Source organism: Sporosarcina sp. SAFN-010 (genome assembly GCF_059415065.1).
Genome location: NZ_JBPFDS010000003.1, coordinates 122,863 through 148,848 on the forward strand (window position 1 = coordinate 122,863; position 25,986 = coordinate 148,848).

Annotated in this window: 28 protein-coding genes; 26 read left to right on the plus strand and 2 right to left on the minus strand. The window is 42.2% G+C overall.

Features of this window, described 5'->3' with window-relative positions:
* Positions 1–196 precede the first annotated feature (196 nt).
* A complete protein-coding gene (locus tag ACR65F_RS05190; protein ID WP_440503520.1) occupies positions 197–997 on the minus strand; it encodes an ATP-grasp domain-containing protein in 801 nt (266 codons plus the stop codon).
* Positions 994–1,860 (minus strand): ATP-grasp domain-containing protein, encoded by an 867-nt coding sequence (locus ACR65F_RS05195; protein ID WP_440503521.1) that lies wholly within the window; start codon positions 1,858–1,860, stop codon positions 994–996. The genes ACR65F_RS05190 and ACR65F_RS05195 overlap by 4 nt, the downstream gene beginning before the upstream one ends.
* Before the next feature lie 89 nt (positions 1,861–1,949).
* On the opposite strand from ACR65F_RS05195, the gene ACR65F_RS05200 reads away from it, so the two are divergent.
* The 26 genes from ACR65F_RS05200 (at position 1,950) to ACR65F_RS05325 (ending at position 25,958) form a co-directional block, all read left to right on the plus strand.
* A complete protein-coding gene (locus ACR65F_RS05200) occupies positions 1,950–3,173 on the plus strand; it encodes a bifunctional folylpolyglutamate synthase/dihydrofolate synthase (RefSeq protein WP_440503522.1) in 1,224 nt (407 codons plus the stop codon).
* A gap of 56 nt (positions 3,174–3,229) precedes the next feature.
* Positions 3,230–4,933 carry a sensor domain-containing diguanylate cyclase gene (locus tag ACR65F_RS05205; protein ID WP_440503523.1) on the plus strand — a complete coding sequence of 568 codons (1,704 nt, stop codon included), beginning with the start codon at positions 3,230–3,232 and terminating at the stop codon, positions 4,931–4,933.
* 25 nt (positions 4,934–4,958) lie between these two features.
* Positions 4,959–6,683, plus strand: coding sequence for a sensor domain-containing diguanylate cyclase (locus ACR65F_RS05210; protein ID WP_440503524.1), 1,725 nt, complete (start codon positions 4,959–4,961; stop codon positions 6,681–6,683).
* A 134-nt stretch (positions 6,684–6,817) separates the two neighbouring features.
* Positions 6,818–7,252, plus strand: a complete 435-nt coding sequence (locus tag ACR65F_RS05215) for a type IV pilus modification PilV family protein (protein ID WP_440503525.1) — start codon at positions 6,818–6,820, stop codon at positions 7,250–7,252.
* Between the two features lie 19 nt (positions 7,253–7,271).
* Positions 7,272–7,700, plus strand: a complete 429-nt coding sequence (locus tag ACR65F_RS05220; protein WP_440503526.1) for a prepilin-type N-terminal cleavage/methylation domain-containing protein — start codon at positions 7,272–7,274, stop codon at positions 7,698–7,700.
* Between the two features lie 16 nt (positions 7,701–7,716).
* Positions 7,717–9,126: a hypothetical protein gene (locus ACR65F_RS05225; protein WP_440503527.1), complete on the plus strand. Its 1,410-nt coding sequence runs from the start codon at positions 7,717–7,719 to the stop codon at positions 9,124–9,126.
* Positions 9,127–9,143: 17 nt separating this feature from the next.
* Positions 9,144–9,383, plus strand: coding sequence for a hypothetical protein (locus ACR65F_RS05230; RefSeq protein ID WP_440503528.1), 240 nt, complete (start codon positions 9,144–9,146; stop codon positions 9,381–9,383).
* Between the two features lie 41 nt (positions 9,384–9,424).
* Complete coding sequence (locus ACR65F_RS05235) at positions 9,425–10,816, plus strand: G5 domain-containing protein (protein WP_440503529.1); 1,392 nt, start codon at positions 9,425–9,427, stop codon at positions 10,814–10,816.
* Between the two features lie 25 nt (positions 10,817–10,841).
* Positions 10,842–12,497, plus strand: a complete 1,656-nt coding sequence (locus ACR65F_RS05240; protein WP_440503530.1) for a GspE/PulE family protein — start codon at positions 10,842–10,844, stop codon at positions 12,495–12,497.
* A 15-nt stretch (positions 12,498–12,512) separates the two neighbouring features.
* A complete protein-coding gene (locus tag ACR65F_RS05245) occupies positions 12,513–13,550 on the plus strand; it encodes a type IV pilus twitching motility protein PilT (protein WP_440503691.1) in 1,038 nt (345 codons plus the stop codon).
* 2 nt (positions 13,551–13,552) lie between these two features.
* Positions 13,553–14,764, plus strand: a complete 1,212-nt coding sequence (locus tag ACR65F_RS05250; RefSeq protein ID WP_440503531.1) for a type II secretion system F family protein — start codon at positions 13,553–13,555, stop codon at positions 14,762–14,764.
* 120 nt (positions 14,765–14,884) lie between these two features.
* Entirely contained in the window at positions 14,885–15,328 is a 444-nt protein-coding gene (locus ACR65F_RS05255; protein WP_440503532.1) for a prepilin-type N-terminal cleavage/methylation domain-containing protein, read from the plus strand.
* Positions 15,329–15,351: 23 nt separating this feature from the next.
* On the plus strand, positions 15,352–16,329 hold the full coding sequence (gene pilM / locus ACR65F_RS05260) for a type IV pilus biogenesis protein PilM (RefSeq protein WP_440503533.1): 978 nt from the start codon (positions 15,352–15,354) through the stop codon (positions 16,327–16,329).
* Positions 16,313–17,023: a PilN domain-containing protein gene (locus tag ACR65F_RS05265; RefSeq protein ID WP_440503534.1), complete on the plus strand. Its 711-nt coding sequence runs from the start codon at positions 16,313–16,315 to the stop codon at positions 17,021–17,023. Before pilM ends, ACR65F_RS05265 begins: the two co-directional genes overlap by 17 nt.
* A complete protein-coding gene (locus ACR65F_RS05270) occupies positions 17,007–17,705 on the plus strand; it encodes a hypothetical protein (protein ID WP_440503535.1) in 699 nt (232 codons plus the stop codon). Before ACR65F_RS05265 ends, ACR65F_RS05270 begins: the two co-directional genes overlap by 17 nt.
* Positions 17,702–18,457, plus strand: a complete 756-nt coding sequence (locus ACR65F_RS05275) for a prepilin peptidase (RefSeq protein ID WP_440503536.1) — start codon at positions 17,702–17,704, stop codon at positions 18,455–18,457. Before ACR65F_RS05270 ends, ACR65F_RS05275 begins: the two co-directional genes overlap by 4 nt.
* 88 nt (positions 18,458–18,545) lie before the next feature.
* Positions 18,546–19,217 carry a hypothetical protein gene (locus ACR65F_RS05280; RefSeq protein ID WP_440503537.1) on the plus strand — a complete coding sequence of 224 codons (672 nt, stop codon included), beginning with the start codon at positions 18,546–18,548 and terminating at the stop codon, positions 19,215–19,217.
* A gap of 96 nt (positions 19,218–19,313) precedes the next feature.
* Positions 19,314–19,916, plus strand: coding sequence for a Maf family protein (locus ACR65F_RS05285; protein ID WP_440503538.1), 603 nt, complete (start codon positions 19,314–19,316; stop codon positions 19,914–19,916).
* Complete coding sequence (gene radC, locus ACR65F_RS05290) at positions 19,916–20,614, plus strand: RadC family protein (RefSeq protein WP_039043034.1); 699 nt, start codon at positions 19,916–19,918, stop codon at positions 20,612–20,614. Before ACR65F_RS05285 ends, radC begins: the two co-directional genes overlap by 1 nt.
* An 89-nt stretch (positions 20,615–20,703) precedes the next feature.
* The gene (locus ACR65F_RS05295; protein ID WP_025783515.1) at positions 20,704–21,720 is read left to right on the plus strand and encodes a rod shape-determining protein; all 1,017 of its coding nucleotides are present in this window, start codon (positions 20,704–20,706) and stop codon (positions 21,718–21,720) included.
* A 19-nt stretch (positions 21,721–21,739) separates the two neighbouring features.
* Positions 21,740–22,633 carry a rod shape-determining protein MreC gene (gene mreC / locus ACR65F_RS05300; protein WP_440503539.1) on the plus strand — a complete coding sequence of 298 codons (894 nt, stop codon included), beginning with the start codon at positions 21,740–21,742 and terminating at the stop codon, positions 22,631–22,633.
* Positions 22,630–23,151, plus strand: a complete 522-nt coding sequence (gene mreD / locus ACR65F_RS05305) for a rod shape-determining protein MreD (RefSeq protein WP_039043032.1) — start codon at positions 22,630–22,632, stop codon at positions 23,149–23,151. Before mreC ends, mreD begins: the two co-directional genes overlap by 4 nt.
* A gap of 26 nt (positions 23,152–23,177) precedes the next feature.
* Positions 23,178–23,849, plus strand: a complete 672-nt coding sequence (locus tag ACR65F_RS05310) for a septum site-determining protein MinC (protein WP_440503540.1) — start codon at positions 23,178–23,180, stop codon at positions 23,847–23,849.
* Between the two features lies 1 nt (position 23,850).
* Positions 23,851–24,648 carry a septum site-determining protein MinD gene (minD, locus tag ACR65F_RS05315; RefSeq protein ID WP_440503541.1) on the plus strand — a complete coding sequence of 266 codons (798 nt, stop codon included), beginning with the start codon at positions 23,851–23,853 and terminating at the stop codon, positions 24,646–24,648.
* Positions 24,649–24,798: 150 nt separating this feature from the next.
* On the plus strand, positions 24,799–25,350 hold the full coding sequence (locus ACR65F_RS05320; RefSeq protein ID WP_440503542.1) for a hypothetical protein: 552 nt from the start codon (positions 24,799–24,801) through the stop codon (positions 25,348–25,350).
* On the plus strand, positions 25,347–25,958 hold the full coding sequence (locus ACR65F_RS05325) for a site-2 protease family protein (RefSeq protein WP_440503543.1): 612 nt from the start codon (positions 25,347–25,349) through the stop codon (positions 25,956–25,958). Before ACR65F_RS05320 ends, ACR65F_RS05325 begins: the two co-directional genes overlap by 4 nt.
* Positions 25,959–25,986 lie beyond the last annotated feature (28 nt).

Below are 25,986 nucleotides of genomic sequence, written 5' to 3' on the forward strand. Positions count from 1 at the left end.
AATTCAAGCGAAGCGCTACCAATTAATCCCTTAAATTACGTGAATTGTGTCTTGATATCGAGAAATTCAGCTAAGTGTCGGAGAAATATAGCGTAGTGATAGAGAAACTACCTGGAGTGATGGACAAAGACATAAAACTGTCTGAGAACAAGCTTCGCACTCAACAAAAAACCTTACAAAGTGCTAACTCAGCACCTTATAAGGATTTTAAAAGTTTTTTATGGATATGACACATAACTTCTCGTGCAACATTCAATTCACTTGTCTCATAAAGCGACCTCGCACCTACAGGATCTTCTATTTCGTTCAATAACCAGACGCCTTCCGCATTCTGAATGAAATCGACTCCGATATAGTCACTTTTCAACGCTTTAGCAATCTTCACTGCAAACTCACGTAAAGGAGGAGGGACATCAAACCGTTTAGCTGTTCCACCCAAGCTAACATTTGCCTTAAATGATCCCACTCCAGTCCGCTTAACCGCTCCCACAACTTTCTCGCCAATTAAATAAAGTCGTACATCAGAAGAGTTGTGCTCAATGTAAGGCTGCATCACAAGTTGTCGATTTGGATAGCGCGAAATCACTTGCTCCATTTCAGTATTCGTCTCATATAAATGGACTTCTTCACCACCATGTCCATCCGTCGTTTTTATAACAATAGGATACTCCTGTACATCCTGAGCAGAATCTAGCCGCCTCGTAGGAATCGAAGGAATACCTAAGAGTGCAGCAAGCTGGAACGTTTGAAGCTTATCATTCGCAACACGATTCACTTCGCTTCGATTGACGACAACAATACCATCTTGTTCCCATCGTTGGCTCTTTTCAAAGTCGCGCGCTCGATAAAAGACGAACGTTGCATCATTCGGAAGTTCTGCATCACCCGTCAGCAATTCTACAACTAGCTGGTTAGCGGCACCTTCTTTGATGAGTTCATCGATAAACCATCGATTGCGCATCGCATCTTCCTCTTCATAATAGATATACCCCTTCATGCAATCACCTCTAAAATGTACGCTATCATTGCATCCGCTACGTTAATTCCTGTTACATTATAAATATTTCGGATATGTGCAGCGGCATTAACTTCACAAACAAGTGGTTCTTCATTTGCTCCAAACAATAGGTCGACACCAGCAAAATCCGCATCTACCGATTTCGCAGCGCGTAATGCGATAGAGATTTGTGCATCCGTTAACTCAATGATCTCAGCTTTTCCGCCATTCGTTATGTTCGCACGGAAATCCGTCTCGGAATGTCGATACATCGCAGCAACAACCTGTTCACCAACAACATTCACTCGAATATCGCGTCCGCGACTCGAAGCGATGAACTCCTGAAATAAGTAATCAATTCCACGCAATGCTTCTGTTTTTTCATAAAACTGTTCCTCGGTTTCAATCAGATAGACGTTCATTCCGAAAGAACCACGTGCTTCCTTAATGATCATAGGAAGACCAAGCTTCTGTAAAACACGTTCATAATACCCGCTATCACGGATTGTGAAGTTTGGATACACTTTAGGCGCAACAATTGTCCTTGGCATTGGCACACCATCAAGTGCGAGCCTAATCGCTTGTTTCGTTTTATTGTCACAACGCTCGATCACTTCCGGATCATTGAATACAGGAATGCCGAGGGATTTCAAATAGGTTGCGAGTACAATATCTTTATCTAAAAATACGACGAAATCAGGGAGGGAATCGATTTTTTCGGTTACATCCATCATGACTTCATAATTTTTATAAATTGTTGCAGAAACACCGACCCGATCAGCAGCCTCTTGTACGAGTTCCGCCTGATCCCGGAATTTCTCATTCACTAAACTTCCATTATAAATAATCCAGCAACTCTTCAAATGAAACCCTTCTTTCTCGTGCTATACTCTTAAGAAAAGCCTTTTCAAAGGCTATTAACTATAAGTTTAGCATAAGGTGGGGAAAAGGTATGATACCGAAGTTGGAAGAGTATAAGAAACGTGTAAGCATTATTAGTGATAATGAGATTAAACCCGGACTAGCTGCAATTGAACACGCAATGAACCTCCTTGGATCGCCACAAAAGAATTTAAGAGCAATCCATGTCGCTGGCACGAATGGCAAAGGATCTACAATTTGCTTTATGGAATCTATCCTTCGTGAGGCAGGAATAAGTACAGGCGTCTTCGCTTCGCCTTCAATGATCGATATACATGATCAAATCAGAATCAATGGACAAAATAGTACAGAAGAGCAGTTAACAACATCTTTCCAAATACTGAAAGATGCCGGACTTAACGGGATGTTGACAGACTTCGAACTATTGACAGCTGCAGCGTTTGTCACTTTTAACCGCCTGCAGCCTGATGTAGTCCTCATTGAATCTGGAATGGGTGGAAGGTTTGACAGCACAAATGTCTTGACGCCGATGGTTTCTGTAATTCCATCGATCGCTAGAGACCATATCGGATTCCTTGGTGACTCAATCGAAGAGATTGCGTGGCATAAAACAGGGATATTTAAAGAGGGAGTACCAGCTGTTTGCGGAAGAATACCTGTGGAAGCCGAAAAGGTAGCAGAAAAAGTGGCTACTGAAGTCGGCAGTCCATTAGTAATCTATGGACAAGGTTTCTGTATGAAAGAAGGAAACCCTGAACTATTTGATGGAAGTCAGCAACTAGCATTACCAAATAGAAAGATGAAAGGTCCTCACCAAGCTATTAATGCAGCAGTTGCTATAGAATCGCTTCTTAAAGCTGGTCTAAACCTTCCGATAGAAGCGATTCAAACAGGTATTGCGACCGCGCAGCTCTCTTATCGATTCGAAGAAATCGCACCAGGCGTCTTTTTTGATGGTGCACACAATCCTGCCGCAGCGTTAATGCTCAGACGTACGATCCAAGAACAACTGCCAGGGGAGAAGATTGACTTTGTTATAGGAATGATGGCCAATAAAGAAATTAAAGAGACACTCGATGAATTAATACCAGTTGCGAATTCATTTACCTTCATCAATTTTAATGTACCCGGTGCTGCGACTGCGCAATGCCTCTATGATCAATGTGAATTTGGAAATAAAATGGTGATAGATATAGATTGTGTATCTTCGTTACTAACTAAAGACCTAGGTGTTAAGAAAATAGTCTCGGGTTCTTTATACTTGCTAAACAGTCTAAGGTCTCATATAATATAATTAGCAATAGATAGATAATTCCGCGGGTTGAGCGGTTGATTGGAAGGATGAAGAGGATGAAATTGAAAGGCCGGCCATTGTTGCTCTTGCTCTTACTGTGGATACTTGTTGTGCCGACCGGCATCGTTTATCTTCTTTATACCCAGCCCATACTCACGGTGAATTGGTTATGGGTAGGACTTTCATTTTTACTTGGATTTTTAAGTATTTACTATCCCATCATCTACAATCGTAAACCCATCGTACTTTTTGTCTGGTTTACTTTACCGATTTTTCTTGTGTATGGATTAACGATAGAGTTGATCATTACTCAACTAATAATTGCTTGTGCGGTATTTGCGCGTTATAAAACAGGTGATGTTCTGTATCGCTTGCTGTACAACTCTTTAGCTTATTTTGTGCTGTCGGTCAGTTCGGCAGTCGCTTTTTTCATGACAGGAGCTGGAATTGGAGAACTGACCTTTAGCATTCTAGTTGTTGGCGTGTTCGTCTATCAAATTGTCTATTCCGTATTGTATGATTGGATTTTTAAACTTTATGGTGTACTTACAAATCGGATGAGACTGGATTCCGTAAAAGAAACGCTTCTTCATTATTTCAGGATGGTCATAGCCGTTCCACTTGCCTTGTCGTTATATTTTATCCTCATCCATTATGGGGTCATTGGATATGTGTTAGTGGGAATTCCGTTCTTTTTCATGACACTAGTACTTAGAATTAATCGGCAGACAGACGACTTAAATGCCTATATTCAAGCTGCGGGGAAGATAGGTCAACAACTTGCAAAAATGACAACTGAGGACTCAGTGATTGAAGAATTTATGACAAAAACGGCAGCACTGTTCGAGACAGACTATGTGTATTTATTTGATCACTATGATGGGTGGTTGGAGCCTTCCCATTTTTATATGAAAGGTAGAAAAGTAGCTGTTCCTCAAGTTCGCTTAGGTAAAGGTGAAGGAATTGCCGGTAAAATCCTTTCTGATAAGAATAGTTTTCTATATTCCAGAAGAGAGCAGTGGATTCAACAAACGATTACCCCTGTACCTGATGAAATCGAAAGCCTATTATGTATCCCTTTAATCCGTCATCAGGAAATTGTCGGAGTCTCTGTATTGGGAAGTAAGAAGAAAGACGCCTTTAAAGAGTTTCATTTAAATGTCCTGGACCTGCTTAGTTCATACTTTATAGTGTCAGTTGAGAAAGCGAGATATATAGAACTTGCAGAACAGGAAAGTAACCGTTGTGCATTGACTGGACTCTATAATTATCGTTTTCTAGAGCAACGATTGGAACAGGAAATGGATTTGCTGAATCGTGGAATTCTTGAACACCTTGCAGTTGTTATGTTGGATATTGATCATTTTAAAAAGGTCAATGATGCCTACGGACATGAAAGTGGAAATCTTATATTGAAGCAGTTTGCAAATCTGTTGCAAAACAAATGTCCTGAAAAAGCGATTGTTGCTAGATATGGTGGTGAAGAGTTCGTCTATATATTGCCCGAGTTTTCAATGGGTACAGCACTTGAGTTTGCAGAAGAGTTACGAAGTGAAATCCAGCAAACAAACATGCAGATTGAGAATGATTTGTCGTGTTTGTTGAATGAAGAAGAAATTCAAATCACAGCGAGTATTGGCGTATCAGCCGCACCTGAGGATACAGATGAAGCAATGACGCTATTGCGAAATGCAGATCGTGCATTGTATATTGGAGCGAAGCAGGCTGGGCGTAATCGAGTAGGTGGTTATGTAAAGTAAGGTGTTCCAGAACGGAGGATACAAAATGCTCAAGAATCCACGTAAGCAGTGGACGGCTTTTTTACTGTGGTTATTAGTAGTACCGACCTCGTTATATCTTGTATATATGATGTTTCCGTTTAAAGAAATTGATATGTGGTTTGTATTGCTGAATTTCATCATGCTAATTATCGCAATGAGTTCGTCGTTCCAAATATTCTCGATTAGTATTTCACTTGAACGATGGATTATTTTTGTGATCTTTTTTCAATATGGTCTTTTTGCGGAAATGGTTTTCATGCAACTTGCACTCACAATTTTACAATTTGTTCGAAAGTCGAGTTTACCGGCATTCTATCGGTTTACAACAAATTCGTTAATGTTTGTGATTGTTTCAATTGTTAGTGCATTCTTCTTTTATTTTGCTGGCGGTAGAATCGTGGAAATGTCACCGTGGGCTTTCCTAATAGCGGCCACGGTTTACGCAGTGTCATATTCTTTCATCAATAGCTTGGTCCTTTACCTCATCATGAAAATAGAGAAAGCTTCCTTTGATAATTTTAAGCAAGTTGCGTTGTGGGACTTTGCAATAACAATAGTTGTGCTACCCTTAGCGGTCGCATATAGTTTACTTACTTACAAATTGGGCGGTTTCTCCGTTTTATTGCTTGGAGCACCATTTCTACTCGTACTCTTAATTATTAGAAGGTATGCTTTTTCTGGTGAGCTTAACAAAAAGCTTTCTTCCGCTGTCGAAATAGGTCACGAACTAACGGAGAGTCTAAGCAGGGATGAAGTCATAAAAATTTTCACTGAGAAAATTCAGGGTGTCGTAAATTATGATCAAGCTTATATTCTCGATATTCGTAATGGTAACCGATTTCAAATGTTAGCCTGCTCAGAGGCGGGTACTTTTTCAAAGGAATCTCAGTTTTTCGACTTTGAAAATGACGCGATTCCTTTACTGTCACCAGACAAAATAAAGGTATATAGTTCAAGTAAAGAAATCGAAAAGCTCGAATATCTCCGGTTCAGTATCGCTGTACAAAGTGTTATGATTGCACCTATTATTCGAGCGGGAAAACTTGAAGGTTACCTTATCATGACGTCGTTCAGAAAAAACTTTTTTGAGGATTTAGATAAAAAAATGGTTGATTTGTTAACGGGGTATTTCGAAACCTCTATTGTGAAAGCATTTCATTACGAACGCACGATTGAGAAAAGTGAAAAGTGCGGTCTTACAAAACTGTATAACTTCCGCTATTTAACAAAGAAACTAAGTGATGAGCTAAGTCTTTTTCACGAACAAGAGATTTCTAGTTTATCTGCAATTATATTAGATATCGATCATTTCAAATCCATCAATGATAATTATGGGCATCAAAGTGGTAATGATATTTTATGTGAATTTGCTCAAATTCTTAAAAAGTACGAGACGGATGGTCGTACGCTGGCTCGTTATGGCGGAGAGGAATTTGTTTTATTGCTTCCTGATTTCTTAAAGGAGGAAGCGGTTTCACTTGCTGAAAGAATTCGTCTTGAAATTGAGCAACATACATTTACAATCAAACCGGACTTATCGGATGATATCGAATCGATTGGTATCAAGCTTACTGTGAGTCTTGGTGTCTCATCAATTCCAGAGGACACGCAATCAGAAAGCAGTTTGCTTCGGAATGCAGACAGAGCCCTCTATATAGGAGGGAAACAGGCAGGACGTAATCGCGTTGGGGTTTATGAAGCGGAGCCAACTGATCCAATAGAAATTTGATGAAAATAAAAGTTCACTCAAAAGACTGCGCTCGCAGTCTTTTTTTGTAACAATTATGCTTACAAGCCTATTGAACTCAAAGGTTCACTCCGTTATGCTAGAGATAGGAAAAAGGAACGAAATGAGGTGCGCGAATGATGAATAAAAGGAAAGTCAGTCACGAGTCTGGGCTGACTCTTGTTGAAATTCTCGCTTCTCTTGTGATATTAGGCATAGTTTTCGTTGCGTTCATGACAATTTTCCCTCAGATGACTCTTTTCAATAGTAGAACTGAGACGAAGTTGGAGACTATGAATGAGGCTCGGATTGTGCTTGAGGAATATAAGAAGATGAAATGGAAAGCGACCGATCTATCTGAACCGCGATTTAAGAGTGATGGGGAATGGTGGACAGAGACAATGGATGCAAAACCGAATACTATTATAAAAATTAAAAAATTACCTGATGAAGGACCGCCTTTAAATACAGAACTAAAACCAGGCGTTGTAAGATTACATAAATTACACGTAAAGTTAATGAAAGATGACAGGATCATCAGCGAATCATTTGGATATATCCAGGTGAAGTGACTTTAAGGGGGAGTCAATTATGAAAGACAATGAGTCAGGTATAACGCTTGTTGAATTACTTGCTGTTTTGGTTTTAATCTCCCTCGTGACCGGAATTATTTGGACCACAATGAATATTAGTATTAAACATAATTCAGTAGAAACTACAAAATTACATCTACAGCAAGAAGCGAATGTTATTATAACCAAACTTCAACAAGAACATCGAGTTCGCGAATGTTATAAGCTCAATATTGAGGAGCAAGAGATTGCTATCACTAATTGTGAGGATCAAGAAGCTTTTAAGGAGATACTCGGAAACGAATACAAATATGGTCCCTTGATGAGTAAGGAGTTTAAACCCAAGAGAGATAACGTTTCTCGCTTAAAATTACAAGTGACAGACATAGATAATTCTAAGTTAACTGTAACCGTTCCAACTGAAATAACAAGGTATAAAAGTGAGTAAGAAAGGTGATAAGGTTATGGATCACACGAAAAACGAGCGGGGATATGCATTATTAGTAGTGTTGCTTCTGATTGTTTTCATCACCATTCTTGCTGCAGTGTTTCTACGAGGTAGTATTAGTAATGCAAAACAAGAGAAATTGATTGATGATAGTCATTTAACAGTAGTGACTGCGGAAACAGGTGTGGACTTCTACAAGACTTTATATAGTAATAAATATTTTAATACAACTGCGTTAGTAGAAAGTGAAACCAAAATCTACTTAGAAGCAAAGAAAAATAATGACAAAAAAACATTGAATACTGCAGATTACACCGATGGTCGTAGATATGCAGCTAGGAGACTAGCATTTTATTTAAATCAGACTGCTGTTCCCGGTTTACCTGTCCAATTGTCCACTTCTAAAAATCTTTTTTCATTCGAATCTAGCAAGGTTAAACCTATTTCCATTATTGCACAACAAGATAGTTTTTCTGTAAAGGTATCCGGTAACGTTATAGGAAAGGATATTACTGCTAATAAAACAAAATCGTTAACGTTTGAACAAATTTTCATGGTTCCCTCTTTTGACCCTGCTGATATAGGTGGTGGTACCGCGGTATCAGGTGATTGGACGTACCCTAACAATACTTCCAAAAAAACTTGTCCTGAAAGTTCTAAAATTGAAGATAACGATTGCTTTGTAGAGAATAAGAACAAGAAGGTTAAAGAAATTGAAGACTCCACTGTCTATTTCCCAAATGGATACACGTATACGAAAGACCAAGACTTCGAAATCGAAGACTCTAAAGTATACGTGAAAGGTATTTTGAGACTCGAAAAAGGAGAGCTTGAAGTAGAAGATTCATTTTTAGCTGTTGAAGGATCAGTTTACGTTGGAGATGAACTGGAAGTTGAAGAATCTCGAGTATTTATTAAAGGTGCTTTGGAGGCAATTAACGAAATTGAAGTAGAGGATTCTACTTTGAAAATTGGTGGATCTTTAACTACGCGAGACGATTTAGAGGTGGAAGATTCCAATGTGGAAATAGGTGGATCTCTTAATGTTACAAATGAGTTTGAGCTTGAAGATTCAAACATGATTGTTAAAGGTAGTGCCGCACTTAGAGGAGAAGTTGAGATAGAAGATTCGATGCTTTATGTAGGCGGTGCATTGCACATGAGTGGGAGTGAAATTCAAGTCAAAGATAAATCTAAAGTATGTGTTGCGGGCTCTTTACAAATAGATAAAAAAGAGAGTATTTCTTCTTCCAGTTTCATATATCATGTGGGGGCTTTTGCGTACTTTGGGGGAGGGACACCAAGTTTGCAAATTAAGCAACTTGCTCTTGATGAATTCAATAAAAAATGTCCAATTATCGCTGCACCAACTCCGGAGACGGGTATTAAATGGCCGTCGCCATCTATCGACGTTTCGTATCAATAAATTGACGGGGGTACCGCATGACACCATATTTCCTATTACTCATAATAGCATTGATAACCTATGCGGCCGTATTCTGGCTTGTCAGATCCGGTCGCTTGTCTTCTATCGCATATTGGATTATCCTACTCGGTACATCCACAGCATTCTTAGCAATGCTCGTTTCACGAATGATGTCATTCTGGTACGCATTGATTGTAATACTGGGCTTGTCCTTTGCAACAGCAGTATTGCTAGCAAAGCAGCAGGAAGCAAAATAATATGATTCTACGAGAAAAATTGAATGGGAGGCGTCCAGAACGTGGGTAATCGAACTATTATAACGTATTTTTTAAGCATCTTGGGCGCTTCTTTATTGTTTTTTGGAATTGCGTCTGCAGGATCGTTTGCTGCAGAAAACCTGCTCTTCGGTAAACGATTCGGGGATCATACATATGCAGGTCCTTTCAACTTATCAAAACAGACGGACAAGGAAGCGGAAATCAAGTTAACCTCAGAATTGTTGGGAATGCAAGACAAGTTGCAAGCGGATTTACTCTATCAAGATGCGATCATTCCATTACCAGCAGAATTAGTAGATTATAATCCTTCAGCAACCATCGAACAAGCGAAGTCTGAAGAGGAAAACTCACTTATTTCAACTGTTTCTGAAGATGGACTTAGAACGTTGTTGAAGCAACAATTGCCGATGCTGTCTTTTAGTGATTCTGAAATCCAATCTATCGCAATGGGGATTGGGGAGAAATTGGAATCAGGAATCATGCCGCAATCCATTATTTTGACAGATTATCTTGAGTCCACACAGACAACTACTGAAATTGCATCTGCATCCACTGAAATTGACGGTTTGACAGTTCCGATGCTCGAGTTAATCAGTGAGTTAGACGGAAACGAAATCGAGTCGAAAGCTCCATTTTCAATTCTTGAGTTTATCGAAAATACGCAACCTGGACTACTAGACGAAGAAGAACTCACAATTCTAGCGTCTACCCTCTATAAAGCATCGTTACAGACGAACTTCTGGATTGAAGATCGTACAATCCGTCGTGAACTGACGCAGGGCGTGGAGCCTGGATTCGAAGCGGCGATTAATACACAGCTAGGTCTGGATTATGTAATGACGAACCCGAATTACACTTCCTATACAGTTCATGCTAAGTGGGAAAGTGGATCATTGAACATTTCTATTGAAGGAATGCCACTTCGTTATGAATATGAGCCATACGTTGCGGAAACGAATAAATTCGATCCTAAAACTGTTGTTCAATATAGTGAGGATCTAACACGGGGACAAGTCCATATTGCAGAGCCTGGCACAGATGGATTCGAAATTATTGTTCAGCGCAAAATCACAGAAGATGGAACTTTACTAACTACTGAATCTATATCAGAAGATTTTTATCCACCGGTTTCCCGTGTCGAACAGCGTCCTCTAATAGAAGCAGACACGAATTTGGGAAGTGAACCCGGAGCAGATTCTTCTCAGAACAATGGAAGTGGGAATGATTCGGACTCCACATCAAACAACGGTAATTCAAGTAACAAGTCCGATTCAAGTGGAGAGAAACCTTCTGGAAATAACAAACCATCTAAAAATCCTAATGGAACTTCGGATCCAGATGATGGAAACGCTATACCGATGCCTGGTGATGACGACTATTTGTATGACAAAGGCGGAAATTTGATCAAGTAACACCCGGTTTGGAGGGGGATTTTCAATGGCAGCACCACGAAAACGGTTAGGGGATTTATTAGTTGAGTCTGGACTGATTACATATGCTCAGCTCGACATGGCATTAGCCGAAAAGCCAAGGGACCAGCGTCTCGGTGATGCATTGCTTGCGCGAGGATACATTACAGAACAACAACTAATAGAAGTATTGGAATTTCAACTTGGGATTCCTCATATCAATTTGTTCCGTTATCCGTTTGATCCAAAATTGTTTAACATTGTACCCAAGGATTTCGCTAAGCGGAACTTACTTGTTCCATTGAAAGCGGATGGCGATCGGTTATTTGTAGCGATGAGTGATCCAATGGACTATTTGACGATTGAGGATTTGCGATTGTCTACTGGCTTTCATATTGAAACAGCAATCGCTTCTAAAGACGATATTTTACGGACGATTTCTAAGTACTATGAAGACGAATCATTCGAAGATATTTTCATTGATCAACCCGAAGAAACGAAGCAGCAGGAAGAACTGACAGACCTCGATTCACCTGTTGTTCGATTGGTGAACCAGTTGATGGTATCTGCCGTCGCTCAAAAGGCGAGCGATATCCATTTGGATCCCCAAGAAAACGAACTCGTAATCCGCTACCGATTAGACGGCATGTTGAAAACGGAACGAGTCCTCCCTAAGCACATGCAAGGGATGTTAACGGCTAGGATCAAGATTCTTGCTAATTTGGATATTACCGAACAGCGTTTGCCTCAAGATGGACGGATTAAGACGACCATCGATTTTCGTCCAATCGATTTACGGGTGTCAACATTACCTACTATTTTCGGAGAAAAAATTGTAATGCGGATTTTGGATTTAAGTAGTTCACTAAGTGACTTGAAAAAACTGGGCTTCAATCCGCTAAACTTGGAACGATTTTTGGCGGAAATTAATCGCCCAAACGGCATTGTTTTGATTTCTGGACCCACTGGGTCTGGTAAGTCGTCGACGTTATATGCAGCGCTCAACAAATTGAATAGCGAAGAAGTCAATATTATTACGGTTGAGGACCCAGTTGAGTATCAACTTTCTGGTGTCAATCAAATCCAGGTTAATCAAAATGTAGGATTAACGTTTGCTACTGGTTTACGCTCGATATTACGCCAAGATCCCGACATCGTCATGGTTGGTGAGATTCGAGATCGAGATACAGTCGAGATTGCGATAAGGGCATCGTTAACTGGACACTTAGTTCTTAGTACGATTCACACGAACGATTCTGTCGCATCCATCACTCGGTTGCTCGATATGGGTGTTGAACCGTTTCTTGTCACAGCGTCACTCAACGCGGTTGTTGCGCAACGTCTCATTCGAAAAGTGTGCAGAGACTGTGGAAAGAAAATGCCGGCGACGACACGAGAACAAGAGATTTTTGCGAAACGCGGGTTAGCAATTAATGAAATAAACCGTGGATCAGGCTGTGCATCTTGTAACATGACTGGGTATAGAGGGCGGGTTGCAATTCACGAAGTGTTGCTGATCGACGATGCGATGCGAGAATTGATTAACAGTAATGCGACGCCTGCTAAAATGCGTGAAGCTGCGGTCAACAGTGGAACGGTCTTTTTAATCGATGATGGACTGGAAAAAGTGAAGCAAGGACTGACAACGACGGAAGAAGTACTTCGTGTTGCGTTGCCTGAATAAGGAGGGGATTTCATGATGAAACAACAGATTGATGATTTATTGACGAAGGCAGTTGAGCTTCATGCTTCTGACATTCACATGACGATAGATTCTCCACCAGTCTTTCGGATTAACGGAGATTTGAAACGTTTCGGGAGTGAGCCGATAGATGAACAGTTTACGATGGGAGTTGCTGAAGCGACAGTCCCTGATAAATTATTCACTGCATTTAAGGAACAAGGTCAGATTGACTTTTCATATGAATTACCAAATATTGCCCGATTCCGTGTCAATGCATTTCAACAGCGTGGGGTAACGTCTCTTGCATTTCGTACGATTCCGACAGATATCCCAACAATTGAGTCCCTGCAAATGCCTGGCATTTTAAAATCTCTGGCAGACACAAAACAAGGATTGATCCTTGTGACTGGACCGACGGGATCGGGTAAGTCCACAACGTTAGCATCGATGATTGATTATTTGAATCAGACATCAAGAAAGCACATTTTGACGCTGGAAGACCCGATCGAGTATATGCATAGTCATGGTTCAAGTATCGTAGACCAGAGAGAAGTCGGTTTTGATACGGATTCATTCGCAGATGGCTTACGGGCTGCATTGCGTCAAGACCCTGATGTCATTTTAGTTGGGGAGATGCGAGATTTAGAGACGATTTCAACTGCGATTACTGCTGCTGAAACTGGACACCTTGTACTTGCAACGCTCCATACGTGGAGTGCTGCATCGACGATTGACCGAATTATCGATGTCTTTCCACATGGTCAACAAGCGCAAATTCGCGTTCAGCTGGCAGGAGTGTTGACAGCGGTTTTATCTCAAAGATTGTTGCCGACTAAAGATCGTTCAGGTAGACGTGCGGCGACGGAGTTAATGATTAAAAATGCAGCAATCGCCAATTTAATTCGCTCGGAGAAGGTACATCAGATCCCCAACGTCATTCAAACAAATCGGGCTGCAGGGATGCACATGATGAATGCATCTGTTAAAGAGTTATTGGATGGTGGAATCATTAGTTATGATACCGCGGAGCCTTACTTGCAGGAGGAATCATAATTGTGGCTCGTTTTAAATATGATGGACGAGACGCTAAGTCTGTCCGTTCAGGTGTAATAGTTGCTGATAATAAAAGAGATGCTGCGTTAAAATTAAAGCGCGAAGGAATCCGTGTGAAAAATTTAACGGAGCAAGAGGAAACTACGCTAACAAAAGAGATTCATATCGGAAAACCAGTGAAACGCCAGCACTTCATCATGTTTTTGCGACAGTTTTCTACGTTGCTACGTGCAGGTGTAACAATCGTTGAAGCGATTCGAATCTTAGCTCTCCAAGTAGAAGGGAAGCAGTTCAAAAAGATTCTGACAGAAGTTAATGAAGACTTACGGACAGGCGGTTCCTTATCCGACTCATTTGCAAAGCATCCGAAAGCGTTCGAACCACTCGTGGTGAATATGATCAAAGCCGGTGAGCTGTCAGGTACATTGGATGATGCACTGGATCGGCTTGCGATTCACTATGAAAAAGCTTACAAGACACGGCAAAAAGTGTTGTCTGCACTTTCATACCCAGTTGTAGTTGGGATTGTAGCGGTTGGAGTTGTCATTTTTTTACTGACATTTGTCGTACCGATGTTCGTGGATTTGTTCGCCAGTGTAGGTGGAGAATTACCGTTGCTCACACGTTTTGTCATGAGCGCAAGTGATTTTGCATTGTCTTATTGGTATGTGATTGTCATGACCATTGCGGCGATTGCAATTGCGTTTTATCTAATTCGAAATAACCCGGCAGGAAAGATGATGTTGGATACGGTATTACTTCGGCTGCCGATATTCGGAGACATTGTGAAGAAATCAGTTTTGGCTACGTTAACTCGAACGCTGAGTTCGCTATTTTCGAGTTCAGTACCTATTCTGCAATCCATTTCGATGACAGAAAAAGTGATTGAAAATGAAGTCGTTAAGAAAGTACTTGTAAAGTCACGAGAATCATTGGAACGGGGCGGGTCACTTACCGAGCCGATGGAAGGGCACTGGGCGTTTCCTCCACTTATTCCCCATATGATTGCAATCGGAGAACAAACAGGTTCTTTGGATGCCATGCTTGCGAAAGTTGCGGATTTCTATGAAAGTGAAGTCGATGCATCTACTGAAAGACTCAAAGCCCTAATCGAGCCAATAATGATTGTACTGCTGGCAGGATTAGTCGGGACTATTGTCCTCGCAATTTTATTGCCGATGTTCAGCCTATTTAACGAGATAGATAATTTGTAACAAGTAAACCTTAAAGTCCATTAAAATTTCATTAATTACTAGAAAAATAGTTCCACACAACCAGAACTTTTGGTATACTGACAGTATGTTAGAAAGCACGTACACTAAGGAGGAGAACAAATGAAAAAGTTTTTACAGAAGAAGTTGAAAAATGAAAAAGGTTTGACACTCGTCGAGCTACTCGCAGTTATTGTTATTTTGGGTATCATCGCAGCGATTGCTGTGCCGTCGATTGGTAATATAATTCAAAACTCTCGTGAAAAAGCAGTATTAGCGGATGCAACAAATGCAATTGAGGCTGCTAACTTATACTTTGCTGAAAATCCTGATAAAACATCAATTTCTTTAAAAGAGTCTGCTCAAGGCAAAAATGATGGGTTAGAAACTCAGTATCTACAAAAGAGTAGTTTGACCGAGGCAGTGGTTACTAAAAAAACAGATAACACATTAACTATAACTTTTTCAGGAAAAGCTGGTAACAAAACAGTGGCAACTAAAGCAAGTAAAGAAGCAACTAAGAAAGATTTACAAGATAAAAATTTAGACGTTATTTCAATTCAATAAATAAGTAAGTAAGGAGCTAACCCATGCCATTTCCATTCTCCCGCCCAAAGCGGCCCATCTCACTTACAATTGAAGAAGACGCCGTCCGCTACGTAAAGCTGAAAGCGGGGGACCCGTTAACGGTCGAAGAAGCAGTAGAAATTCCTCTTCTAGCGAACACTGTACACGACGGACGAGTGGTGGATGTTGCTGGATTGGCAACTGTGCTCGACGGGCTTGCGAAGGAATGGGGCATTGCGAAACGCAGTGTCCAGTTTCTTGCGCCCGATACATATGTAATGATCCGGAAAGTGACGTACCCGGAAGATGTACTTGAAGATGAATTAAAAGGGCACTTTTTCATAGAAATCGGGTCGTCGATCTATTTGCCGTTCGATGATCCGGTTTTTGACGTTGTGCCATACCTACCTAATGAAGATACCCATGAAGCGATTTTGATTGCCTCGAAAGAGAGTGTCCTCAATGGATACGAAACGGCGTTAGCGGATGCGAAATTCGAACCTCTTGTCGCGGATATTGCACCGCTTGCACTATATCGATTGGCGCATGACAAGCACCAATTTACAGGGGACGAGCATGTTCTGTTAGCAGATTTAACTGCAGGAAAGCTTGTCGTTTCGATTTTCCATCAACATTATCCGCAGTTTATGCGTCCAGTCGATTTAGAAAATGCTACGGAACTCGATGTTTCGGTAACTGAATTGTCAACGGACTCCAAAACGCTGTCTCCGCGTGCAATTGTTCAGGAGCTTGAAAAACTCGTCAATTTCTATCGCTACAATATGTGGAATGGCGGAGCGACGATTACACATTTGCTTGTCAATGGGGAGTACGCGGAGTTGGATGAATTGCTGAAGCAAGTATCCGACCGTTTAAATGTGGTCGCGGGGCCTCTTTTACCAGAACCACTTAATTTCACAGATGGCGGGATAGTTCCTGCGTCGTTCAATCGGACGATCGGATTGGCGCTGAAAGAGGTGCACCATGCTAGTAGACATTAATCTATTGCCAGAAAAGGAGAAGGAGCGCTCTGTCCTCCTTTACGTCGCGCTTGCGTTTCTCGGCGCAGCGCTTCTTTTTTGGCTAATTTTCTTTTTGCTTACACGGAGTGTGACTTCGGACTCAGAGCGTTTGGACAACCAATTAGTGAAACTTCAAATCACGCAATCTGAATTGACCGAACGATTGAACCGTTCCGATACTGCCCAATCTCATGATCAGCTTGCTGCAAGTGTCCGGTGGGTTGAAGACTATCGTTATGAAACAGCTCCATTGTTGGAAGACTTGGTCGCACAACTTCCGAGACGTGGTTTTTTCCGATCGTTTGCATTTGCAGCACCTCACCAAGCGACTGTGGAAATCCAATTTGATGATAAAACGGAAGCTGCATACTATTTAACTCGTATATTGTCTTCTGAATTTGTTGAGTCTGCTTCGATTGAATCGATTGAAGCGGAAGAAATCGATCAGGAAGAGGGCGTCAATAACAATTGGTTGCCACGGTACCTTGCGACGTACACGATCTTCTTTACTGATGGACGCCAACTAATTGATGGGGCTGCGCCACCAGCTCCAGGTGATTCTGTGGAAGATAGTGAATCGTCGTCTGACGAAACCGCTCCACCGTCAGAAAACACAGATGACAGTGAATCACCTGTTCCGGAAGAGGAGGGATCCGATGCGGAGTCTAACTAAACGTCAAAAAGACATTGCCCTTCTTGTACTAGCGGTTATTTTCTTTGTATTGCTCGTCAGTTATAGCTGGTTCCAGCTATATGCACCTGCAAAAGAAGAAAATACAGGGGTGGTTAATTCGCTCGTAGATCAGCGAGAAGTCATCTTCGAGTTGCAACGACAAGTAGCTGCAAAACCGATTGAACAGTCGAACAGTTCCCGTCCGTTGCAACGGAAAGTCCCTGTGCTCCCCCTTGAGGATTTGCTGCTTGTCCAACTAGAAAAAGCTGAAGTGAAATCAAAAGCATTAATTAATAATGTGGCGTTTGCTAAAGATGAACTCAATGAGGTGCCGATAGAATCTTCTGACCAGCTGGATGCGGGGACAGAAGATCCTGCGCTTGCCCTTAAACAACTGACAATTGACGTCGAACTCACTGCGTCTACTTATGAAGAGGTTGATAAATTCATCCGTGAAGTGGAAGCGACGGAACGTATCTATATTGTACAATCTATCGAATTGGATACGCCTGAAGAGATTCGGGAAGCAGCAGCCGAAAAAGAGCTAATTGAACTAACCGTTTCATTCCAAGCATTCTATCGTCCTGATCTCCAAGAACTAATACCTGAAGTCCCGAAACTGGACGCACCGATGCCAGCAGGGAAAGAAGACCCAACAACTCGCGCAGGTGAAGAAGAATGACGGCTGTCTGGACAAGCTTTTTCTTCATTTACGGACTTGTATTTGGTTCATTTTATAATGTAGTCGGGTTACGTGTGCCGAAAAAGGAATCAATCGTATCACCACCGTCTCATTGTACAGTTTGCGATAGACGACTGACTGCTATCGATTTGATCCCGGTATTTTCTTATGTATTTTTACGTGGGAAATGCCGAGGATGCGGAACGAAAATTAGTGTGATATACCCGTTAATGGAACTCGTTACTGGCGTTTTATTTGCCCTGTCCTTCTATTATTTAGGTTTTTCGATTGAACTTGCAGTGGTACTTCTTTTCATCTCGATGCTCGTCATCATTACAGTGTCAGACATCGCATACATGTTGATTCCAAATAAAATCTTGTTGCCGTTTGGAATCTCAATTGCTTTACTGCGTATTGTTAGCCCGCTTGCCCCGTGGTGGGATAGTTTTCTAGGCGCAACAGTCGGTTTCCTGGTGCTCTTGCTTATCGCCATTGTGTCGAAAGGCGGCATGGGTGGTGGCGATATTAAACTATTTTTCGTCATCGGACTTGTACTCGGTACGAAGCTAACGTTGTTCACACTGTTTTTGGCGGCTTTAATCGGTTCAATCGTAGGGATTATCCACCTTCGTCGGACGCGTCAAGGCGGGAAAACACCCATCCCATTTGGACCTTCTATCGCAGCGGCAGCTGTCATCAGTTACTTTTATGGAAACTTACTTGTCGGATGGTATCTGTCGCTGTTAACTTAAGTCGAACAATTTTCTTGAACAAGACGACAGGAGTCTTGTTCTTTTTCATGTCCGTTTTGGTACGGTTAATGAAACTGGGGGGATTGTTATGAACTTCAAGAAAAAGTATACGAAAATGACAATTATGTTGGCACTCGGACAAGGCGTGCTGCTCGGGATTGCAGCAGTAGCCATTGTCGGATTCATCCTTTTAAAAACTGAGAAACCTGAAAGTGCTGCGTCGCCTAACGTTAACGTTCCGGCGAGTGGACCTGCATCCGGTCAGGGGACTGATAAAAAAGACGAAACGAAGCCTGACACTGCAGCTGCAGGAGCGCCGATACCTATGTATGCGAAACAACATGGGGTGTTTTCATCAAAAACGTCTGCAGCTTCGTTTATAGCGGATGAAAAATTACCCAAAGCCGCTGCAGTCCAAGCTAATGGGCAATTTTATGTATGGAGTGCCTTGGGATTATCTGAAATAGATGCAGATCCTGCAGGAGAAGAGGGTGTGTTCCGTAAACAAGTGAACGTCTCCCCACTAGCTTGCGACAGTGGAGAGGGAGAATTGTTGAGGAGTGTTTTAGGTGCTACTAAAATTTCTGAAATTCAAGATTTGGTCGCTACTAGGAAACAGAGCGTAGGTGAAGGGAAAAAAGATACGTTCACGAGTAATATCACCGCTATCACTGCATTTACAGACGATATTAATATCATTAAAATGCATGTGCTAGCTCATTATTCTGAGTCAGGTAAGTGTGTCAAACTTGAATTTTGATAGCTAAAAAGAGACCAAAGTCATATTATGCTGTTTTCTACACAATTTTCTTCTGAATCACATTGTCGTATGATGTGGCAAAGGGGGCATTTACGTATGTTTTTTGAAACCAATGAAACCATTATTTTAGCTTCTGCTTCACCACGAAGAAAAGAGTTATTAGCCAGATTAGGGATTCCGTTTACAGTAAACGCAAGCAACGCAGATGAACGTCCGATAGAAAATGGTGAAAAGCCGGAAACTTATGCGAGAGCTTTGTCGTCCATTAAGGCGTCCGCTATATATGAAGATCATCCAGGGACTCTAGTAATTGGAGCCGATACGGTGGTCGCGTTAGACGGAAAGGTGTTCCCAAAGCCAAAATCTGCTGCTCAAGCGGTGGAGTTTTTACAAGAGCTCTCGGGACAAACTCACAGTGTCATAACCGGCGTCACACTTTTAAGAGATGGTGCGTTCACCAGTTTTTCATCCAGTACCGAAGTGACATTTCGGAAGTTAGATTACGCACTCATACAAGCATATGCAGCAACTGGTGATCCGCTAGACAAAGCAGGTGGCTACGGCATACAAACAGCGGGCGGTTTGCTTGTCTCAGAAATTACGGGCGATTACGATAACGTCGTAGGTCTACCAATCTCAGAACTTGCGGATGCATTGCGTTCGAGAGGTCTGATCTGGTTAAAAGGAGACGAGCGCTGATGCCGACGGATTATAAAGATGCGCTAATGATTCGTGATATCCATTTCGCAGACAGACCGCGTGAGCGGATGACTCGTCAAGGGGCATCCAGTTTGTCGAACCAAGAGCTTGTAGCGATTTTACTTCGAACAGGCTCACGTGAAGAATCCGTGCTTGTCCTTGCAAATAAACTCTTGTCTGAGTTTGATAAGATCCAGGATTTACGTGACGTCACGATTGAAGAGTTGACTGCGGTCAAAGGAGTGGGAGACGCTAAAGCGGTTCAAATCTTGGCGGCAGCTGAACTCGGTAAACGGATCTATTCGGTTGCGCAAGACGGACGCTACGCTATTAAATCACCAGAAGATGCCGCGGCCTACTTGATGACAGATATGTCGAAATTGACCCAAGAACATTTTGTTGTGCTGTTTTTGAATGTGAAAAACGAAGTACTGCACAAACAAACTATTTTCATAGGTAGCCTAAATTCCTCAATCGTTCATCCACGGGAAATTTTCAGGGAAGCTGTGAAACGCTCTGCTGCGTCACTCGTCGTAGCGCATAATCATCCTTCAGGCAACGCAACACCGTCTCCTGAAGACATTGAAGTGACCAAACGACTTGCAGAAGCGGGAGAGCTAATGGGTATCGATCTTTTGGATCATATTATCATTGGAGACCAGCGCTTTATCTCCCTTAAAGAAAAGGGATACATGTGACACTGTGAATTTGTTCGCCTTTCCGTTATACTATGGTGTATGCTTTTAAGAAGCCTCATAAAACGGTACTGCAGAAAGGAAGAACGAATTTGTTTGGACTAGGAGCGAGAGATGTCGGGATTGACCTCGGCACCGCCAATACGTTGGTTTTCATCAAAGGAAAAGGGATTGTTCTACGGGAACCATCCGTAGTTGCGAAAAATACGATGACTAATGAAATCGTGGCTGTTGGTAGTGCTGCGAAAAATATGATCGGCCGTACGCCAGGTTCGATCGTTGCAACACGCCCAATGAAAGATGGAGTTATTGCTGACTTCGACATTACAACAGCAATGATCGAGCACTACATGAAAGAAGCAACAAAAGCTTCTGGTGGCGCATGGAAAAAACCGAACGTTATGGTTTGTGTGCCATACGGAATTACATCAGTTGAACAGCGGGCAGTGATTGACGCAGCTCGTCAAGCTGGCGCAAAAGATGCGTACACGATTGAAGAGCCTTTTGCAGCTGCAATTGGTGCCAATCTACCTGTTTGGGAACCTACTGGTAGTATGGTTGTCGATATCGGTGGAGGTACGACTGAAGTTGCGGTAATTTCACTTGGAGGAATCGTAACAAGTGAGTCGATTCGTGTCGGTGGTGATACGATGGATGCAGCGATCATCAGCTATATCCGTAAAACGTATAACTTAACAATCGGAGAACGTACAGCTGAAGCTATCAAAATCGAAATTGGTTCTGCTAGCGTGCTTGAGACATCTGAGAAGATGGAAATTCGTGGACGCGACTTGTTGACAGGTCTGCCGAAAACACTTGAAATCTCACAAGATGAAATTGTCGAAGCGTTGCGTGAATCATTGTTACAAATTGTCGACGGTGTCAAAAAGACATTGGAAACAACACCTCCAGAATTGTCGGCTGACGTGATGGAGCGTGGAATCGTCTTAACTGGCGGTGGTGCGCTATTACGTAATTTGGACAAGGTAATTTCTGATGAAACGAATATGCCTGTGTTCATCGCGGAAGATCCTTTGGATTGTGTCGCAATCGGAACAGGAAAAGCGCTTGATAATTTTGACGTTATTAAAAAAATGCAAGCGAAATAATTGAGGGAGGATATCGGCAATGCCGCGATTTTTTTCGAACAAACGATTGATTTTACTGCTCGTGGGCGTAATTGTCCTGGTGGCATTGATAGCTTTTTCTCTTAAAGACCGGCAAAGCGCCAACCTCCCTGAAAAGATGGTGAAGGATGTCGTCGGTTTTGGACAATCTCTAATTTCCAAGCCGGCACATTCCATTACCGGATTTTTCGATGACATTGATGGAATTTTGAATACATATGAAGAAAACAAGACGTTGAAAGCCCGTCTGACCGAATATGCTTCAACAGAAGTGGAATTAGCAGATATCAAAGAAGAGAATGAACGTTTACGTAAGATCATCGATAAAAAAGATGATTTACGAGCGTATGATCCTGTTCAAGCAACTGTCATTTCACGGAATCCCGATCAATGGGAAGAGAAAATTATTGTCGACAAAGGTGCAAAACAGGGAATAAAACGCAACATGGCTGTGTTGACAGCGAATGGGCTTGTCGGAAAAGTTGTCCTCGTGACGCCTTTTACATCGACTGTCGAATTACTGTCGACTGAAAACCAAAACTTCCGAGTGTCTGCAATGATTCCTGGTAAGAAAGATATTTTTGGTCTGATGGAAGGATACGATCCCGAGCGTGGCGAATTGATTATGAAACGGATCGATTCCAGTTTTGAAGTGAAAGTGGGTCAAAAAGTAATGTCTTCCGGCCTTGGCGGGATTTTTCCGAAGGGTCTTTTAATTGGAGAAGTAACTGAGGTTTCGACGGATGATTATGGTCTCACAAAGTTGGCCTACGTTCGTCCGGCTGCTGAATTCTCAATGCTAGATCATGTCATGATCGCAAAAAGACAGTCTGCAACTGTAAAAGGGACAGATGACCCTGGAACGTCGGCAACGGAGGGGGAGGATGGATCATGACTCGGTTCATCATCCCTCTTATTGCTGTCGTTCTGTTTTTTCTGGAGCCGGTTTTCAGTTTGTTTTCACCAATTGAACTGGGCGACGTCCGCTATACACTCGTTCCGAGATTTGTCATTGTTTACTTAGTATTCATCGCTTCCTATTATGATCTTCGCAAGGCGGTTCTCTATGGTTTATCCTTTGGCCTCTTGTATGATATGTATCACATTGATATTATTGGGATATATACGTTTCTCTATCCGCTAATTTGTTTCTTAGCTTTTGTGATCATCCGTCAAGTTCATCGGTCTACCGGGACTGTTATGCTCTTGTCTCTATTTATGGTCGTGTTGCTAGAAATGATGTCATATTTGTTCGCTAGTCTGATTGCCCTTACGTCAATCAATTTAGAAGTGTTTATGACAGCGAGACTCGTACCGACAGTGATCGCTAACTTGATATTCATAATCTTGTTTGGATGGTTGTTCAAAAACCTGATCTACAAACGAGTCGTAGAGAAGCAAGCCGGTATGTAATTTTCGCATAGGGCGGGGTGACGCAAGTGTCGAAACAGCAAGTTGTAACGATTAAAGGTACCAAAGATGGACTCATCCTGCGGTTGGACGATCAATGCGCCTATTTAGATCTATTGGAAGAGTTAGGCAAGAAAGCGCAGGATCCTGGTCTAGAAGGCGCTGTTGAGGTGCAAATCCATACAGGCTCACGCTATTGCAGTGACCAGGCAGCAAAAGAGATTATCCAGGTTGTCCAGTCTGCTGGGCATTTACGTGTTTCAAAGATTCAAAGCGATGTAATTACGATGGAAGAATGCAACCGCCGCGTACAAGAACAACAGTCCGAAACGTATATCGGTATTGTACGTTCTGGTCAGGAAGTACATGCCAAAGGCGATCTGGTTGTCATTGGTGATGTGAATCCGAATGGACATGTCTCTGCAGCGGGAAGCATTTATATACTTGGTAGGTTGAAAGGGAAAGCGCATGCAGGAAATGCTGGCAACCGTGAAGCGGTTATTGCTGCTTCATGGTTGGAAGCGACACACCTCATGATTGCGGACCAAATGGAAACGATGACAGATGAGCTCGCAATTTTGTCAGAGCATCCTGAAATGGAATGCGCATACTTGCACACGAATGGCTTTATCGCCATTGACCGTTTGCAGGATCTAAGACTGTTGCGGCCTGGTTTGTCAACATTTAAAGGGGGGAGCTAATGTGGGAGAAGCAATTGTTATAACATCTGGGAAAGGTGGAGTCGGTAAAACGACTTCGTCGGCAAACCTGGGTACTGCATTGGCCCTTCAAGGTAAGAAAGTTTGTCTAGTCGATACAGATATTGGATTGAGAAATTTAGACGTAATTCTTGGCCTTGAGAATCGTATTATTTACGATCTAGTGGATGTTATTGAAGGTCGCTGTCGAATTCAGCAAGCGCTCGTTAAGGACAAGCGGTTCGAGGATCGTTTGTTCTTATTGCCAGCTGCACAGACGACCGATAAAAACGCAGTCACGCCAGAACAGATGAAAGACTTAATCACTGAGTTAAAACGGGACTATGATTACATTTTGATCGATTGTCCTGCGGGTATTGAGCAAGGTTACAAGAACGCAGTGGCAGGAGCAGATCGTGCGATTGTCGTGACGACTCCGGAAATTTCGGCAGTTCGAGATGCGGACCGGATAATTGGTTTGCTTGAGGCAGAAGATATTGAGCCGCCAAAGCTCATTATTAATCGGATTAGAAGAAGTCTCATTAATTCAGGAGATACGCTTGACGTGAATGATATTACTTCACATCTGTCGATCGATTTGCTTGGTATCGTGCTTGATGATGAAAACGTTATTTCGTCTTCCAACAAGGGAGAGCCAGTTGTGATGGATCCAAATAATCCCGCTGCGCTAGGGTATCGTAATATCGCTCGAAGGATACTGGGGGAATCTGTTCCGCTAATGTCAGTGGATACTGGTAAACCAGGATTTTTCGGTAAGTTGAAATCGTTATTTTCAAAATAATATTTAAAGTCCTCTGTACCTAAATTGGTGCAGAGGACTTTTTTGATGCGAATTTATAATTTTACGATTCTCCTCCTTGTATACAAAAGATGTGCGGTCCCGACTATTCAGGAGTTGTGGTTCATATACTGAAAAAAAGGGGGGATACGTGTGAGGAAAAAGACAAAATGGATGTTTGCTCTCGTATTCACAATTGCGATTCTCGGTGTTGCTAAACTAGAGCAACTCGGAGTAATGGAGCGGCCAGTCACCCAATATCTTTCAACAGGTCAAGATTTTGTAGCGGTAAAAAAATGGGTGGCTTCGATGATTGACTCTGAGGAATCCGGAATGATCCAAGTAAGTGGTGAGGTTGAAGGAGTTGACCCATTTGCTGCGTATGAATCGATGCAACCGTATAAATCAGGCGTGATTTTGTCCTATCCTGAAGCTCTTCCGATAGCGGCTCGTGGAAGTGGTCTTATTGTATTTACAGGATTTACGAGACAATCGGGAAAGACACTCACTGTACAGTATGACAATGGCGATGAAGTAACTTATGGATTCGTCGGGTCGTTTGCAAAGTTACCTTATACCGCTGTCAACAAAGGGGACACGCTTGCAGTGATGGAAGAAGGTACGATGTATTTAAAAGTAAAGAGGGATGGACTTGTGCTTGACTCGACGTTGTTACCGGCGTTCTTTTCGGAAGTAAGTCCTTGAAATTTCGGTTGCATCCGATTTTGCTGCCGGTCTTCATTTTACTTGCTGTAATGGGCGGACTCGCTGCTTATGCCATTGTTTTCGGTTCGTTACTTTTTCACGAAGCGGGACATTTAGTGGCGGCAAAAGCGAATCGAATGCGCGTCCGTTCAATAACAATCCTGCCATATGGCGGGGAACTAGAAATTGCCGGACGCGCTGACTATTCACGTCGGGCACGTCTCCTGCTAGCACTTGGCGGTCCGATTGCAACGACTCTGTTACTTTTAGTAGCCATGACGGTAACGTTTCCAGGTTCCATGGATGTGATGCGCATCCAACTGTTGATCCTACTCGTGAATTTACTTCCGATATTGCCGCTAGATGGTGGACAGGCGTTACTTGCATTGACAGAACGTGAAGAAAGCCGTTATTTCGATCAAACCGCGTTTCTTTTGTTCTCGATTGGATTTCTGGTCGTAGGAATTTCGGTGTTACTGACAGGATTGCCTGAAACTGCGCTTTTAATAAGTCTTGCGGTTTTTTTATGCTTGCAGAACATTAGTGTATTTCGATTTAGAAGATATCAAAGAATCTATGAGCAATTGAAAAGAAACAACTTGACGTAAAGATGTGTGCATGTTATTATTCTAATGT

Excerpts from the sequence above, each read along its gene's own strand:
- ACR65F_RS05190 (WP_440503520.1), bottom strand. The coding sequence starts at position 997 with ATGAAGGGGTATATCTATTATGAAGAGGAAGATGCGATGCGCAATCGA.
- ACR65F_RS05200 (WP_440503522.1), top strand. The coding sequence starts at position 1,950 with ATGATACCGAAGTTGGAAGAGTATAAGAAACGTGTAAGCATTATTAGT.
- ACR65F_RS05205 (WP_440503523.1), top strand. The coding sequence starts at position 3,230 with ATGAAATTGAAAGGCCGGCCATTGTTGCTCTTGCTCTTACTGTGGATA.
- ACR65F_RS05210 (WP_440503524.1), top strand. The coding sequence starts at position 4,959 with ATGCTCAAGAATCCACGTAAGCAGTGGACGGCTTTTTTACTGTGGTTA.
- ACR65F_RS05215 (WP_440503525.1), top strand. The coding sequence starts at position 6,818 with ATGATGAATAAAAGGAAAGTCAGTCACGAGTCTGGGCTGACTCTTGTT.
- ACR65F_RS05220 (WP_440503526.1), top strand. The coding sequence starts at position 7,272 with ATGAAAGACAATGAGTCAGGTATAACGCTTGTTGAATTACTTGCTGTT.
- ACR65F_RS05225 (WP_440503527.1), top strand. The coding sequence starts at position 7,717 with ATGGATCACACGAAAAACGAGCGGGGATATGCATTATTAGTAGTGTTG.
- ACR65F_RS05230 (WP_440503528.1), top strand. The coding sequence starts at position 9,144 with ATGACACCATATTTCCTATTACTCATAATAGCATTGATAACCTATGCG.
- ACR65F_RS05240 (WP_440503530.1), top strand. The coding sequence starts at position 10,842 with ATGGCAGCACCACGAAAACGGTTAGGGGATTTATTAGTTGAGTCTGGA.
- ACR65F_RS05245 (WP_440503691.1), top strand. The coding sequence starts at position 12,513 with ATGAAACAACAGATTGATGATTTATTGACGAAGGCAGTTGAGCTTCAT.
- ACR65F_RS05255 (WP_440503532.1), top strand. The coding sequence starts at position 14,885 with ATGAAAAAGTTTTTACAGAAGAAGTTGAAAAATGAAAAAGGTTTGACA.
- pilM (WP_440503533.1), top strand. The coding sequence starts at position 15,352 with ATGCCATTTCCATTCTCCCGCCCAAAGCGGCCCATCTCACTTACAATT.
- ACR65F_RS05265 (WP_440503534.1), top strand. The coding sequence starts at position 16,313 with ATGCTAGTAGACATTAATCTATTGCCAGAAAAGGAGAAGGAGCGCTCT.
- ACR65F_RS05270 (WP_440503535.1), top strand. The coding sequence starts at position 17,007 with ATGCGGAGTCTAACTAAACGTCAAAAAGACATTGCCCTTCTTGTACTA.
- ACR65F_RS05275 (WP_440503536.1), top strand. The coding sequence starts at position 17,702 with ATGACGGCTGTCTGGACAAGCTTTTTCTTCATTTACGGACTTGTATTT.
- ACR65F_RS05280 (WP_440503537.1), top strand. The coding sequence starts at position 18,546 with ATGAACTTCAAGAAAAAGTATACGAAAATGACAATTATGTTGGCACTC.
- ACR65F_RS05285 (WP_440503538.1), top strand. The coding sequence starts at position 19,314 with ATGTTTTTTGAAACCAATGAAACCATTATTTTAGCTTCTGCTTCACCA.
- radC (WP_039043034.1), top strand. The coding sequence starts at position 19,916 with ATGCCGACGGATTATAAAGATGCGCTAATGATTCGTGATATCCATTTC.
- mreC (WP_440503539.1), top strand. The coding sequence starts at position 21,740 with ATGCCGCGATTTTTTTCGAACAAACGATTGATTTTACTGCTCGTGGGC.
- mreD (WP_039043032.1), top strand. The coding sequence starts at position 22,630 with ATGACTCGGTTCATCATCCCTCTTATTGCTGTCGTTCTGTTTTTTCTG.